This window comes from Pseudomonas sp. FGI182, assembly GCF_000511325.1.
In the GTDB taxonomy this organism is placed as follows: Bacteria; Pseudomonadota; Gammaproteobacteria; order Pseudomonadales; family Pseudomonadaceae; genus Aquipseudomonas; species Aquipseudomonas putida_Z.
Genome location: NZ_CP007012.1, coordinates 3,185,620 through 3,198,922, shown reverse-complemented (window position 1 = coordinate 3,198,922; position 13,303 = coordinate 3,185,620). Strand labels below are relative to the sequence as shown.

The window sequence follows — 13,303 nt, the reverse complement described above, 5'->3', positions numbered from 1 at the left end:
GGCCTTATCGCCGGCAAGCCAGCTCCCACATGATTCGCGTTGCCTTCAGGATTGCGCTGTACCTGTGGGAGCGGGCATGCCCGCGAAGAATCCAACACCATTCTCAGCCTACCCCCGCGACCTGCTGGCCCAGGCCCGCCTGCAAACCAGCGACGAACGCCTGCTCACCCGCCTGGAACAGCTGGCCGGCGACACCCCCGACACCTTCACCCAGCGCCTGGGCCTGACCCTGCATTACCCGGTGCTGGGCAGCCACACCCTGCTGGCCAGCACCCCACGCTTCGACAAGGTCAGCCTGGCGATGTGCCTGAAGCGTGAATTCGTGCTGATCGAGCAGGGCGGCCAACTGCTGGGCGTGTTCGCCGACCCCTTCGACCACGCCCGCCTGGCCTGGATCGACGACGTGCTGCAAGGCGCACCGCTGTACCTGGCCCACGCCGCCGACCTGGCCACCTTCCTGGCCCGCCACGAAGAAAGCTTCCACGCCGTGGACGCCCTCGACCACGACGCCGAAGCCAGCAGCGAAAGCGACCCGCTGCAGCGCCTGTCGCTGGCCAGCATCAGCGAAGACCAGAGCCGCGTGGTCAAGCTGGTCAACTCCACGCTGTACGACGCCCTCAAGCTGCACGCCAGCGACATCCACCTGGGCATGACCGGCCAGGGCCTGACCATCAAGTACCGCATCGACGGTGTGCTAAACGGCGCCGGCAAGGCCAGCGGCAGCGCCTTCGCCGACCAGGTGATCTCGCGCATCAAGGTGATGGCCGAGCTGGACATCGGCGAAAAACGCGTGCCCCAGGACGGCCGTTTCAAGGTTGCCGTGGGCGACCGGCAAATCGACTTCCGGGTATCGATCATGCCCAGCATCTTCGGCGAAGACGCGGTGCTGCGGGTGCTCGACAAGCAGGACCTGTCCGACCGGGTCAGCGGCGTGCAGCTGCAGGCCCTGGGCTTTGCCGAGGAAACCCTGCGCGCCCTGCGCCGGCTGGCCGCCGAACCCTACGGCATGATCCTGGTCACCGGCCCCACCGGCAGCGGCAAGACCACCACCCTGTACGCCATGATCAGCGAGATCAACCACGGCGTGGACAAGATCATCACCATCGAGGACCCGGTCGAATACCAGCTGCCCGGCGTGCTGCAGATCCCGGTCAACGAGAAGAAGGGCCTGACGTTCGCCCGCGGCCTGCGCTCGATCCTGCGCCACGACCCGGACAAGATCCTGGTCGGTGAAATCCGCGATCCGGACACCGCGCAAATCGCCGTGCAGTCGGCGCTCACCGGCCACCTGGTGTTCACCACCATCCACGCCAACAACGTGTTCGATGTGATCGGCCGCTTCAGCCAGATGCAGGTCGACCCCTACAGCTTCGTCTCCGCGCTCAATGCGGTGCTGGCCCAGCGCCTGATCCGCCTGGCCTGCCAGCACTGCGCCACGCCGTGCGAAGTCGACGACGACACCTTGTACGGCGCGGGCCTGACCCGCGAGGGCGTGGCCGGCTGGAAGTTCGTCCGCGCCCAGGGCTGCGGCCAGTGCCGCGGCAGTGGCTACCGCGGCCGCAGCGCCATCGCCGAACTGCTGCACCTGGACGACGACCTGCGGCAGATGATCGTCGAGCGCCGCCCCCTGTCGCAAATAAAGAACCTCGCCTGCCAGCGCGGCCTGCGCTTGCTGCGGGCCTCGGCCCTGGACCTGGTCCGGGATGGCCGTACCACTCTCGAGGAGATCAACCGTGTCACATTCATCTGATCGTGGCGCTTACAGATACAGTGCCGTACTCGGTGCCGAAGGTGTGGGCCTGGGTAGCTGGCACGCCAATCACCACCAATGGCTGGGCAGCCGCGACTTTACCTGCGATGCCGCCCAACCGGCCTGGGAGGCCGCCGTCGATGCCCTGGCCACGCTGCTGGCCGAGCATGCCGTGCGCGGTGCCCAGTTGCGGGTGCTGCTGTCGGCCCGCTACAGCCGCTTCTGCCTGGTGCCCTGGAGTGATGCCATCAGCCACCCGCGCGAACTGGACGCCTACGCCCGGGCCTGTTTCGAAAATCTCTACGGGCAGCCGCTGGACGACTGGCGCATCGTGCTGTCGCCCGAGCCGGCCGGTGCCGCACGCATCGCCACGGCGCTGCCCGAAGCCCTGCTGCAGCGGCTGCAGGCGCTGGGCCGGGAAAGCCACCTGAGCCTGCGCTCGGTGCAGCCGTACCTGATGGCCGCCTACAACCGCTGCTCGGCACAGTTGGAGCAGGGCGACTTCCTGTTCGTCCTGGCCGAACCGCGCCGCAGCGTGCTGCTGCTGGCCGCCGGCGGGGCCTGGCAGCAAGTGCTGGCGCAAGGCTGCGCCGACAGCGACCAGGCCCTGCAAGCATTGATCGAGCGCACCTGCGAGCTGTACGGCGAGCACCTGCCACGGGTCTACCTGCATGCCCCGGGCCGGGGCGAGGTGCCGCAACTGGCGGCGGTGCAGCTGTGCCAGCCGGCCAGCGACGCCGACCCGCTGTGCGCCATGTGGCGGGCGGTGGCCTGACATGCGCCGCCTCGACCTGGAATTCCAGCCCCGGCGCAGCAGCCCGTTGGCCTGGTCGCTGCTGGCCGTGGCGAGTGCCATGGTCGCCAGCCTGGTGCTGCTGCAACAAAGCTTGCAGGCCGAGCAGGTCGAAGTGGAGGCCAGCGTGCACAGCCTGGAGCAGCAACTGGGGCGTCGCCCGGCCACTGTCGCGCCACTGAGCAGCGCCGCCAGCCGCGAACAGGCCGAGCGCCTGGCGCAGATGCAAAGCGTGTCGCAGCAGCTGCAACGGCCCTGGCAGCAGCTGTTCGCCATGCTCGAAGCGCAGCCGCAGGACGACGTGGCGCTGCTCAGCCTGGCCCCCGACGCGCGCAAAGGCCAGCTGCGCATCACCGCCGAGGCGCGCAACCTGGAAGCGATGCTGCAGTACCACCAGCGCCTGGAAGCCAGTGCCGAGCTCAGCGATGTGTCGCTGCTCAACCACGAGGTGCTGGCCGCGCAGCCCGAGCACCCGGTGCGCTTCACCCTCACCGCTACCTGGGAGACCGGCCATGCGCGCCCGTGAATCGCTGAACAGCCTGATCCTCCAGGAACGCCTGCGTCGCGTCGGCCCGGTCGGCCTGGCTGCAATTGCGGTGGGCCTGCTGGCCGTGGGCGTGCTGTGCGCCGGGGTGTTGCCGCAATGGCAGAACCTGCGCGAGCTGCGCGCCGCTGAAGCGGACGCCAGCGTGCAGGTCGAGCGGGTCAGGCGTGGCGAACTGAAGATCGCCATCAAACCCGAGCAGCAGGCCCTCGACAGCCTGCGCCAGCAACTGCCGGGGCAGCCCCGGGCCAGCGAGCTGATCGAGCGCCTGTACCACTTGGCCAGTGCCGAGCATATCAGCCTGGCGCGTGGCGAATATGCCCTGGGCATCGACCCCAGGACGCAACTGGCGCGCTACCAGATCGTGCTGCCGGTACGCGGCAGCTACCCGCAGATTCGCGGTTTCCTCAGGGGCCTGCTCAAGCAATTGCCGACCCTGGTACTGGAAGACCTGGAGCTGCAACGCAAACGCATTGGCGACAGCGAGCTCAACGCCCGCCTGCGCATGACCCTTTACCTGTCGAGGTCGTGATGAACACACAACGTGCTGTCATCTGGGCTGGCTTCCTCGGCGTGAGCGCGGCGCTGGCCTGGGCTCCGGGTCATTGGTTCGGCGAGGAAGACAGTGTTGCCCCCTTCGCGGGCAAACCCACTCCCACAAAAGCGGCGGTATCCACGGTCCCTGTGGGAGCGGGTTTACCCGCGAAAGGGCCGGAACAAGCCTCAAGAGATCTCTTCCCAACCCAGCAATGGACCAAACCCCAGGCCCTGGCCACCGTCACCGAACAACCCGTGGTCACCGCACCCGCCGTAGCCGCAGCCCCGACTGCACCGGCCCTGCCATTCCAGTTCATTGGCCGCATCGGCGACCGCGACGACCTGCAGATCTTCCTGCAGAGCGGCGAAAAACTCTACGTCGTGCGCCAGGGCGACGTGATCGAAGACACCTACCGCCTCGAGCGGGTATCGGCCAGCGAGCTGCACCTGGTCTACCTGCCTTTGCATCAGTCGCAGACTTTGTCTGTAGGGAGCGCACCATGAAGTCGTCAAAGCTGTGCAAACCGGCTCCGTTCCTGCTAGTGGCGCTGTGCGTGGCCATTGCCGGCTGCGGCTCCAGCGCGGTACGCAAGGACAGCGACCAGCTGATGAAGGAGGGCCAGTACGAAGCCGGCATCGCCCGCCTGGAAGAAGCCCTGCGGGAGGACCCGCGTGACACCGAACTGAACATCGCCCTGGCCCACAGCCGCCAGGCCGCGGTCGAGGCGCTGCTGACCCAGGCCGATGCCGACCGCATCCGCCACGACTTCGCCAGCGCCCGCATGGGCTATGGCCGGGTGCTGACCCTGGAGCCGAACAACCGCCGCGCCCAGGAAGGTATCCGCCAGCTGGAGCTGATCCGCACCCTCGACGAGCGCGTGGCGCTGGGCCAGGCGGCGCTGCGCCAGGGTGACCTGTTCGGTGCCGAGCGCTACATGCGCGAAGTGCTGCGCCTGGACCCACAGAACCAGAAGGGCATTGCCCTGCGCAGCGACATCGAGAACGTGCAGGCGCGCACCGCGCAACCGTTCCCGCAGCTGCGCAGCAAGCTGGAGCGGCCGGTGACCCTGGAGTTTCGCGATGCCAACCTGAAGACCATCTTCGAGGTGCTGTCCCAGGTCGCTGGCATCAACTTCATCTTCGACAAGGACATGCGCCCGGACATGAAGGCCACCATCTTCGTGCGCGAGTTGCGCATCGAGGACGCCGTGGCGCTGCTGCTGGAACAGAACCAGCTGCGGCAGAAGATCGTCAACGAAAACACCCTGATGATCTACCCCGACTCGCCGCAGAAGACCAAGGACTACCAGGAACTGGTCATGCGCACCTTCTACCTGACCAGCATCGACTCCAACACTGCTCTGAACATGGTCAAGACCATGCTCAAGACCCGCGACGTGTTCGTCGACGAACGCCTCAACACCCTGACCATGCGCGACACCCCCGATGCCGTGCGCATGGCCGAGAAGCTGCTGCAGTCGCAGGACCAGTCCAACCCCGAGGTGGTGCTGGAAGTGGAGGTGATGGAAGTGGCCACCTCGCGCATCCTCGACCTCGGCCTGCAATGGCCCAACACCTTCGGCGTGCTGAGCTCCGACGGCCAGCCGGTGAGCGTGCTCGACCAGCTCAAGGGCATCGACTCCAGCCGCATCAGCATCGCGCCGGCACCGCAGGCCAAGATCAACGCCCAGGACAAGGACATCAACACCCTGGCCAGCCCGGTGATCCGCGTCAGCAACCGTGAGCAGGCGCGCATACACATCGGCCAGCGGGTGCCGATCATCAGCGCCACTTCGGTGCCGTCCACCCAGGGCCCGGTGATCACCGAAAGCGTCACCTACCTGGATGTGGGCCTGAAGCTCGAGGTGCAGCCCACCGTGCACCTGAACAACGAAGTGGCGATCAAGGTAGCCCTGGAGGTGAGCAACGCCACCCCGCTGGAAGCCACGCGCCAGGGCACCATCCCGGTCCAGGTCGACACCCGCAACGCCCAGACCACCCTGCGCCTGCACGATGGCGAAACCCAGGTGCTGGCCGGCCTGGTGCGCAACGACCACAACGCCAGCGGCAACAAGATCCCGGGCCTTGGCGACATCCCCGGCCTGGGGCGGCTGTTCGGCAGCAACAAGGACGACATGAGCAAGTCGGAGCTGGTGCTGGCGATCACCCCGCGCATCGTGCGCAACCTGCCGTACCAGAGCCCGTCGGACATGGAGTTCGCCACCGGCACCGAGTCGGCCATGCAGGTGCGGCAGATGGCGCCGTTGCCGCCGGCGGATGTGCCTGGCAATGCCCCGGCCACCGATGCCCCGGTGGTGGAAAGCCAGATGGCGATCGCCCCGGCCAAAGGGAGCCCGCGGCCATGATCGCGCAGCGCCGCATGCAGGGCTTCAGCCTGATCGAGGTGGTGCTGACCCTGGCACTGCTCGGGCTGCTTGCCAGCATGGCCGCGCCGCTGACCGAAACCGTGGTGCGCCGCGGCAAGGAACAGCAGCTGCGCGAGGCGCTGTACCAGATTCGCGACGCCATCGACGCCTACAAGCGCGCGTTCGATGCCGGCTACATCGAGAAGCGCCTGGACGCCAGTGGCTACCCGCCGAACCTGCAGGTGCTGGTCGACGGCGTGCGCGATGTGCGCAGTGCCAAGGGCGCCAAGTTCTACTTCCTGCGGCGCATCCCGCACGACCCGCTGGTGGCGGCCAAGGATGAGGACGAAGGCGGGTGGGGGCTGCGCGCCTACGACAGCAGCCCCGACAACCCGCGCGAAGGGGAAGACGTGTTCGACGTTTACTCCAAGGCCCGCGGCAAAGGCCTGAACAACATCCCCTACGGACAATGGTGACAGCCATGAAACGCAGCAAAGGCTTCACCCTGATCGAACTGCTGGTGGTGCTGGCGATCATCGCCACGCTGATGACCATTGCCATGCCGCGCTACTTCAACAGCCTGGAAAGCTCCCGCGAAGCCACCCTGCGCCAGAGCCTGGCGGTGCTGCGCGAGGCGCTGGACCACTACTACGGCGACACCGGCCACTACCCGGACTCGCTGGAGCAGTTGGTGGAGCAGCGTTACCTGCGCAACACCCCGATAGACCCGATCACCGAGCGCAGCGATGCCTGGCAGCTGGTGCCACCGCCCGAAGGCGTGGCCGGCGGCGTGGCCGATATCAAGAGCGGTGCCACAGGGAGGGCGCGCGATGGCAGCCTGTTCGCGGAATGGTAAGGCCGACGCCGGCTTCACCTACCTGGGCGTGTTGCTGCTGATTGCGGTCAGCAGCGTGGCCCTGGCCGCCACCGGCACGCTCTGGGCCAGTGCCGCCCAGCGTGACCGCGAACGCCAGCTGTTGTGGGTGGGCAGCCAGTATGCCCAGGCCCTGCGCAGCTACTACCGCGCCTCGCCAGGGCTGGCCCAGTATCCGCAGGAACTGGCCGACCTGCTGCAGGACAACCGCTTCCCGCAGGCCAGGCGGCACATTCGCCGGCTTTACCCCGACCCCATCACCAATAGTGACGATTGGGGCCTGCTGCGCTCGATCGATGGCCGCATCACCGGCGTGCACAGCCGCTCGGACGCCACCCCGTTCAAGCGCAGTGGCTTCAGCGCCGAATGGAGCGGTTTCGATGGGCTGGAACATTACAGCGACTGGCAGTTCGTCGCCGAGCAGGCCTTTACCGAAAGTGCCGGTGGCGTGCAGACCCATGCCGGCCCGGGAGACACGCCATGAGCCGCCTGGCCGCGCTGTGCCTGGGCGTGCTGCTGGTGGCAGTGCTGGCCACCTCGGCCAGGGCCGGGGACGAGGACGAGATGCAAGGCTTCATCGTCGACAACACCATCTCGCACATCGGCCACGACTTTTACTACTACTTCGCCGACCGCCTGCGCGCCACCAGCCGGCTTGATTTCAACCTGGTGGTGCGCGAACGCCCGGATGCCCGTTGGGGCAGCCTGGTCACCGTGGAATTCGAGCGTGAGGTGGTGTACCGCCGCTTCCTGCCGCCGAACACCACCGAGCTCAAGGACGAGGCCGTTGCAGCAGCCGACCTGGTCAAGCAGCAAATCATCCAACGCAAGTTGCAACGCCTGCTGCAGGACACCACCGATCTGGAGAGGGACGAGCTATGAAGTACCACATACCCCGTTGCATCGCCGCCTGCCTGTTTGCCAGCGCATGTGCCGCCCAGGCCACCGAGCTGGTGTACACCCCGGTCAACCCGGCCTTTGGCGGCAACCCGCTCAATGGCACCTGGTTGCTGAACAACGCCCAGGCGCAGAACGACTACGACGACCCCGACCTCAAGGACCGTTCCTCGGCCTTTACCGGCACCACGGCCCTGGAGCGCTTCAGCAACCAGCTGGAGTCGCGGATGTTGTCGCAGTTGCTGGACAACATCAGTAACGGCAACACCGGCAGCATGGCGACCGATGCGTTTCTCATCGACGTCATCGACGATTCCGGGGCCTTGAGTATCAAGGTCACCGATCGCGCCACAGGAGAAATTTCGATCATTGAGGTCAGCGGCCTGAACCCTTGAGGGGGCAAGGCTATTTGTTGGGGAGAGAACACCATGAAACGTCTGCTGAGCACGCTGCTGATCCTCACCGCCCTGGGTCTGCACGGTTGTGGCCTGCGCGAACCGATGCCCGCCGAACAGGACTCGGAAACCCCGACCCTGACCCCCCGTGCGTCGACCTATTACGACCTGATCAACATGCCACGACCCAAGGGCCGGTTGATGGCGGTGGTGTATGGTTTCCGCGACCAGACCGGGCAGTACAAGCCGACCCCGGCCAGCTCGTTCTCCACCAGCGTCACCCAGGGCGCGGCAAGCATGCTGATGGACGCCCTGAACGCCAGCGGCTGGTTCGTGGTGCTGGAGCGTGAAGGCCTGCAGAACCTGCTGACCGAGCGCAAGATCATCCGTGCTTCGCAGAAAAAGCCCGATGTACCGGAAAACATCATGGGCGAGCTGCCACCGCTGCAGGCCGCCAACCTGATGCTGGAGGGCGGCATCATCGCCTACGACACCAACGTGCGCAGCGGCGGCGAAGGTGCCCGTTACCTGGGCATAGACATCTCCCGCGAGTACCGCGTCGACCAGGTGACCGTGAACCTGCGCGCGGTGGACGTGCGCACCGGGCAGGTGCTGGCCAATGTGATGACCAGCAAGACCATCTATTCGGTCGGCCGCAGTGCCGGGGTGTTCAAGTTCATCGAGTTCAAGAAGCTGCTCGAGGCTGAGGTGGGGTACACCACCAACGAACCGGCGCAGCTGTGCGTGCTGTCGGCAATCGAGGCGGCGGTGGGGCACTTGCTGGCGCAGGGGATTGAACGGCGGCTGTGGCAGGTGGCGGGGGATGCGGGGGACGGGCAGGCTACGGTGGACAAGTACCTGAGCCAGAATCAACAGCCTGATTGAGCTTGAGGGCCTCTTCGCGGGTGAACCCGCTCCCACAGGTTTCAGAGTCAACTCGAAGCCCGCGCCGTCCCTGTGGGAGCGGGCGCGTCCGCGAAACAGACGACGCGGAGGATGGCACCGGCTTTGCCGGTGTTCGCGGGCCTGCCCGCTCCCACAGGTTCAGCGTCAACTCGAAGCCCGCGCCGTCCCTGTGGGAGCGGGCGCGCCCGCGAAGCAGACGACGCGGTGAATGGCACCGGCTTTGCCGGTGTTCGCGGGCCTGCCCGCTCCCACAAGTACCGCGTGATCTCAAGTGCGACGCCGTCCCTGTGGGAGCGGGTTTACCCGCGAAGAGGCCGGTGCAGGCGACACAACATGGTGATCACTGCTGATTCGCCGGCCGGTGATAAGTGAGAGGCGGCAACGGAAGTGTTACTGCACATTCCCTTCGCTTGAAACGCTTCCCCGACACCGGTAGTCTTTGCCCGCTGCTGTAAGTCCAGCAGCCGGGTTTGGTCACCCGCAATCATCAAGGCGCACAAGCGCCCGCTATGCGATACAGTTGGCGCTTTTTTTGTGCCCGGCTGTTTCGTTTTATGGCGGCTGTGCGTGGGGCGCCTCCGTGCGCGCCGGTTTCCTTGATTCCCGGTTGACCAACCCGCGTACAGTCGCCACCCATTCGTTTGGTCACGTTGTGTGGCGGCTCCAATGAATCAAGGAGCGACACAATGACAAAAGGCTTACCCGATCCTCCCGTACGCGCCACCACGGCGTCCTCCAGTTTCTCCACGTGCGAATGCAGCCATCCGCCGTTGTTTGCCGTGCGTTCTGGGGTGGACTACGAAGATGCGCTGGTGCATCTGTCCACGCTGCTCAAAGGCGCGTTTGCGACCAATCTCAAGGCACTGGAGCTGGCCAAGGGGACCTGTCGTGATCTGTTGTTGAGCAACGACCATGGGCTGGATTCGGCCAAGGCGGTGGTGGAGGCGTTGCTGGATGAGGTGGAGAGGCAGCAGCTGGTTGGGCGGAAGACGGTGCCAGGTGTCTGACTGGCGCTTGGGCTTTGTCGGACTCAAGCGGCAGCCGTGATTGACCTCAAGGGCCTCTTCGCGGGTGAACCCGCTCCCACAGGTTCAGTGCCAACTCGAAGCCAGCGCCGTCCCTGTGGGAGCGGGCGCGCCCGCGAAGCAGACAACGCGTGCGCTGTTCAAATCGCGCAAGCCCGCCAAGAGGTCGATGCATGAAACCACGATCTTCAGGTCGTTCAGCCCTCTTTGGCATAAGGTCCCGAACAGGTAGATGAAACCTTGCACCCACAAGCAAGCTCTGCAGGCTCGAACACCAACGAAATACCGTTGAACAAGACACTACCGTCACCGCCAGAGACCAACGCAAATGTCCCTCCATGAAGCGCGCATGGCGCACGATCTCCGAGACCGCATTGTTGCCGCCCGTTGACAAGAACTCCGCTTCCTTCCCCCATCCGACCACCCCCGCTGTGGGATCGCCTTTTCGAATCGCACCTTGTCGGGACATCGCTCAATCCTTTGCGCTGTTTTGCAGGATTGCTTCGTAAAGGCCGGCCGGTACGGCATCAGGATCGTGTTTGCAGGCGGCAGACAGGAAGCGCATCAGCAGTTCATCCGGCTCTCAAGTGCGACGCCGTCCCTGTGGAAGTGGGTTTACCCACGAATGGGGCGGTGCCGGGTGACTGGCGGGCGCCAGGGCTTCGTTGAAATCAAGCGGTAGCCGTGATTGAGCTTGAGGGCCTCTTCGCGGGTGAACCCGCTCCCACAGGCTCAGCGTCAACTCGAAGCCCGCGCCGTCCCTGTGGGAGCGGGCGCGCCCGCGAAGCAGACGACGCGGAGGATGGCACCGGCTTTGCCGGTATTCGCGGGCATGCCCGCTCCCACAGGTACCGCGTGATCTCAAGTGCGACGCCGTCCCTGTGGGAGCGGGTTTACCCGCGAATGGGCCGGTGCCGGGTGTCTGGCGGGTACCTGGGCTTTGTTGAAATCAAGCGGCAGCCGTGATCGACCTCGATGGCCTCTTCGCGGGTGAACCCGCTCCCACAGGTTCAGCGTCAACTCGAAGCCCGCGCCGTCCCTGTAGGAGCGGGCGCGCCCGCGAAGCAGGCGACGCGGTGGATGGCACCGGCGTTGCCGGTGTTCGCGGGCATGCCCGCTCCAACAAAGCTTGCGCAAGCTTTCAGATCTTGAGCAAGGCGGTGCTCCTGCGTGTCCCTTTACGTAAACGTCACCATATGCCACCTTCTACCTCAGCCTGATGACGGCCAGGGATTTCTCCCGCACACTGCGGAAAATTCCCAAGCCCGTTCCCCGCCACCTAGCGGGGCACAGCCGGAGTAGAAAATGGCGCGACAACTAATAACAAACGCCCACGACCCGCTGCACGAATCCCGCCAGGCCCGCCTGAAGCTGGCCAGCGAAGGCGAGCTGCCACTGGGCATGCTGCGCGACGAGATCGACGCCTCCTGGCGCCGCAGCCTGGGCCATGGGTTGGACTGCCTGCAGGGCGAGCAGGTCGGCCTGGGCCTGGAGCAGGGCCACGACCTGCGCATGCTGCTGGAGCGCAACCGCCTGCTGGTCGACGCCGTTACCCCCGAACTGGACTACCTGGTCGCGCGCCAGGGCAAGGCCGGCATCGTCATCCTCGGCGATGCCCAGGCCAACGTGCTGGCCATCGAAGGGCAGAAGCACGTGCTGCAGCGCGAGGGCCTGCGCGACCTGCACCCGGGCAGTTGCTGGAGCGAATCACTGCGTGGCACCAACGCCATCGGCACGGCAGTGGTGGAAGGCCGGCCGACGCTGATCAACTGCGGCGAACATTACCTCGACCGCCTCAGCCCGTTCTCCTGCACTTCGGTACCCCTGCGCGACCCGCGCGGCGAGGTGATCGGCGTGCTCGACATCACCCGTGAAGGGGTGATGGCGCAACCACAGGACAGCCTGTCGACGCTGATGCTGGCGGCCGGCAACATCGAAAGCCGCATGTTCGGCCTGTGCCACCCGGAACAATTGGTGCTGGCCTTCCACAGCCGCCCGCAATACCTCAACAGCGCCTGGCATGGCCTGCTGGCGCTGAGCCTGGACGGTGAAGTGCTGGCCGCCAACGACAGTGCCTGCCAGCTGTTGCAGGTGCCGCGCCATGAGCTGTTGGGCCGGCGCAGCAGCGACTTGCTGGGTGAACGATCACCGGCCTTCATCGCCCGTCTGTGGCAGGGTGGGGTGAGCAGCGTGCAAACGGCCAAGGGCGAGTTCTACTTCCGCGCCCTGCAGCTGCCGCGCCATGGCCGGGTCAACGGCAGCACGCCGGTGAGCAAGCCGGCGCTGGGCAAGCAGTCGCCGGCACTCGACGCGCTGGCCGGTGGTGACCCGCGCCTGGCGCGCAATCTGCGCATGGCCCGCCAGGGGCTGGGCAATGGCCTGCCGGTGCTGCTGCTGGGCGAAACCGGCACCGGCAAGGAGGTCGTCGCCCGGGCCCTGCACCAGGCCAGCCCGCGAGCCGACAAACCGTTTGTGGCAGTCAACTGCGCGGCCATTCCCGAAGGGCTGATCGAGTCCGAACTGTTCGGCTACCGTGAAGGTGCGTTCACCGGTTCGCGCCGGGGCGGCATGGTCGGGCGGCTGATGCAGGCGCATGGTGGCACGCTGTTCCTCGATGAAATCGGCGACATGCCGCTAGCGCTGCAGGCGCGCCTGCTGCGAGTCCTGCAGGAGCGCCGTGTAGCGCCGCTGGGCGCCGGCGACGAGCAGGACATCGACCTGGCCTTGATCTGTGCCACGCACCGCGACCTCAAGCGCCTGGTGCAGGAGCAGCACTTCCGCGAAGACCTGTACTACCGGGTCAACGGCGTGTCGCTGCGCTTGCCGGCGCTGCGCGAGCGCGATGACCTGGCGGCGATCATCCAGGGGCTGCTGGAGAAGTCCGATGCCCGGGGCGTGACCCTGGACACGGCCCTGACCGCATTGCTCGAAGGCTTCGACTGGCCGGGCAACATCCGCCAGTTGGAAATGGTAGTGCGCACGGCGCTGGCCATGCGCGAGGACGGTGAGCAGGTGTTGACCCTCGACCACCTCACCGACTGCCTGCTGGACGAACTGGCCAGCGGCACCGCGCCTTCCGGCAGCCTCAAGGACAACGAACTGGAGCTGATCCGTGGCGCCTTGGCGCGCCATCAGGGCAACGTGTCCGCGGCGGCCGAGGCGCTGGGTATCAGCCGGGCGACGCTGTACCGCAAGCTCAAGCAGTTGCGCGGCTGA

General features: G+C 66.1%; 15 protein-coding genes. 14 read left to right on the top strand and 1 reads right to left on the bottom strand.

Going from position 1 to position 13,303, the window contains the following annotated elements:
* Positions 1–76: 76 nt before the first annotated feature.
* From C163_RS14095 to C163_RS14035, 13 genes are all read left to right on the top strand, one after another.
* Positions 77–1,750, top strand: coding sequence for a GspE/PulE family protein (locus tag C163_RS14095; protein WP_025339370.1), 1,674 nt, complete (start codon positions 77–79; stop codon positions 1,748–1,750).
* Entirely contained in the window at positions 1,734–2,525 is a 792-nt protein-coding gene (locus C163_RS14090; protein ID WP_025339369.1) for a hypothetical protein, read from the top strand. Before C163_RS14095 ends, C163_RS14090 begins: the two co-directional genes overlap by 17 nt.
* Position 2,526: 1 nt before the next feature.
* Positions 2,527–3,069, top strand: a complete 543-nt coding sequence (locus C163_RS14085) for a PilN domain-containing protein (protein WP_025339368.1) — start codon at positions 2,527–2,529, stop codon at positions 3,067–3,069.
* Positions 3,056–3,619 (top strand): GspMb/PilO family protein, encoded by a 564-nt coding sequence (locus C163_RS14080; RefSeq protein WP_025339367.1) that lies wholly within the window; start codon positions 3,056–3,058, stop codon positions 3,617–3,619. Before C163_RS14085 ends, C163_RS14080 begins: the two co-directional genes overlap by 14 nt.
* Positions 3,619–4,128: a hypothetical protein gene (locus C163_RS14075; protein WP_025339366.1), complete on the top strand. Its 510-nt coding sequence runs from the start codon at positions 3,619–3,621 to the stop codon at positions 4,126–4,128. The genes C163_RS14080 and C163_RS14075 overlap by 1 nt, the downstream gene beginning before the upstream one ends.
* Entirely contained in the window at positions 4,125–5,990 is a 1,866-nt protein-coding gene (locus tag C163_RS14070; protein ID WP_025339365.1) for a secretin N-terminal domain-containing protein, read from the top strand. The genes C163_RS14075 and C163_RS14070 overlap by 4 nt, the downstream gene beginning before the upstream one ends.
* Positions 5,987–6,466 (top strand): type II secretion system protein, encoded by a 480-nt coding sequence (locus C163_RS14065; RefSeq protein WP_025339364.1) that lies wholly within the window; start codon positions 5,987–5,989, stop codon positions 6,464–6,466. The genes C163_RS14070 and C163_RS14065 overlap by 4 nt, the downstream gene beginning before the upstream one ends.
* Before the next feature lie 5 nt (positions 6,467–6,471).
* Positions 6,472–6,846 carry a type II secretion system protein gene (locus tag C163_RS14060; RefSeq protein WP_024087221.1) on the top strand — a complete coding sequence of 125 codons (375 nt, stop codon included), beginning with the start codon at positions 6,472–6,474 and terminating at the stop codon, positions 6,844–6,846.
* Complete coding sequence (locus C163_RS14055) at positions 6,821–7,348, top strand: type II secretion system protein (RefSeq protein ID WP_013972856.1); 528 nt, start codon at positions 6,821–6,823, stop codon at positions 7,346–7,348. Before C163_RS14060 ends, C163_RS14055 begins: the two co-directional genes overlap by 26 nt.
* The gene (gene csgE / locus C163_RS14050) at positions 7,345–7,746 is read left to right on the top strand and encodes a curli production assembly/transport protein CsgE (RefSeq protein WP_025339363.1); all 402 of its coding nucleotides are present in this window, start codon (positions 7,345–7,347) and stop codon (positions 7,744–7,746) included. Before C163_RS14055 ends, csgE begins: the two co-directional genes overlap by 4 nt.
* Entirely contained in the window at positions 7,743–8,156 is a 414-nt protein-coding gene (locus C163_RS14045; protein ID WP_025339362.1) for a curli assembly protein CsgF, read from the top strand. Before csgE ends, C163_RS14045 begins: the two co-directional genes overlap by 4 nt.
* Positions 8,157–8,189: 33 nt before the next feature.
* Positions 8,190–9,041 carry a CsgG/HfaB family protein gene (locus C163_RS14040; RefSeq protein WP_025339361.1) on the top strand — a complete coding sequence of 284 codons (852 nt, stop codon included), beginning with the start codon at positions 8,190–8,192 and terminating at the stop codon, positions 9,039–9,041.
* A 791-nt stretch (positions 9,042–9,832) separates the two neighbouring features.
* Complete coding sequence (locus C163_RS14035) at positions 9,833–10,069, top strand: hypothetical protein (protein WP_025339360.1); 237 nt, start codon at positions 9,833–9,835, stop codon at positions 10,067–10,069.
* A 215-nt stretch (positions 10,070–10,284) separates the two neighbouring features.
* Here the strand turns inward: C163_RS14035 and C163_RS26495 are convergent, their stop codons facing one another.
* A complete protein-coding gene (locus C163_RS26495; RefSeq protein ID WP_256220357.1) occupies positions 10,285–10,503 on the bottom strand; it encodes a PAAR domain-containing protein in 219 nt (72 codons plus the stop codon).
* A gap of 889 nt (positions 10,504–11,392) precedes the next feature.
* Between C163_RS26495 and C163_RS14030 the strand changes: the two genes are divergently transcribed.
* Positions 11,393–13,303 (top strand): sigma-54-dependent Fis family transcriptional regulator, encoded by a 1,911-nt coding sequence (locus C163_RS14030; protein WP_025339359.1) that lies wholly within the window; start codon positions 11,393–11,395, stop codon positions 13,301–13,303.

Excerpts from the sequence above, each read along its gene's own strand:
- C163_RS14095 (WP_025339370.1), top strand. The coding sequence starts at position 77 with ATGCCCGCGAAGAATCCAACACCATTCTCAGCCTACCCCCGCGACCTG.
- C163_RS14085 (WP_025339368.1), top strand. The coding sequence starts at position 2,527 with ATGCGCCGCCTCGACCTGGAATTCCAGCCCCGGCGCAGCAGCCCGTTG.
- C163_RS14080 (WP_025339367.1), top strand. The coding sequence starts at position 3,056 with ATGCGCGCCCGTGAATCGCTGAACAGCCTGATCCTCCAGGAACGCCTG.
- C163_RS14075 (WP_025339366.1), top strand. The coding sequence starts at position 3,619 with ATGAACACACAACGTGCTGTCATCTGGGCTGGCTTCCTCGGCGTGAGC.
- C163_RS14070 (WP_025339365.1), top strand. The coding sequence starts at position 4,125 with ATGAAGTCGTCAAAGCTGTGCAAACCGGCTCCGTTCCTGCTAGTGGCG.
- C163_RS14065 (WP_025339364.1), top strand. The coding sequence starts at position 5,987 with ATGATCGCGCAGCGCCGCATGCAGGGCTTCAGCCTGATCGAGGTGGTG.
- C163_RS14060 (WP_024087221.1), top strand. The coding sequence starts at position 6,472 with ATGAAACGCAGCAAAGGCTTCACCCTGATCGAACTGCTGGTGGTGCTG.
- C163_RS14055 (WP_013972856.1), top strand. The coding sequence starts at position 6,821 with ATGGCAGCCTGTTCGCGGAATGGTAAGGCCGACGCCGGCTTCACCTAC.
- csgE (WP_025339363.1), top strand. The coding sequence starts at position 7,345 with ATGAGCCGCCTGGCCGCGCTGTGCCTGGGCGTGCTGCTGGTGGCAGTG.
- C163_RS14045 (WP_025339362.1), top strand. The coding sequence starts at position 7,743 with ATGAAGTACCACATACCCCGTTGCATCGCCGCCTGCCTGTTTGCCAGC.
- C163_RS14040 (WP_025339361.1), top strand. The coding sequence starts at position 8,190 with ATGAAACGTCTGCTGAGCACGCTGCTGATCCTCACCGCCCTGGGTCTG.
- C163_RS26495 (WP_256220357.1), bottom strand. The coding sequence starts at position 10,503 with ATGGGGGAAGGAAGCGGAGTTCTTGTCAACGGGCGGCAACAATGCGGT.
- C163_RS14030 (WP_025339359.1), top strand. The coding sequence starts at position 11,393 with ATGGCGCGACAACTAATAACAAACGCCCACGACCCGCTGCACGAATCC.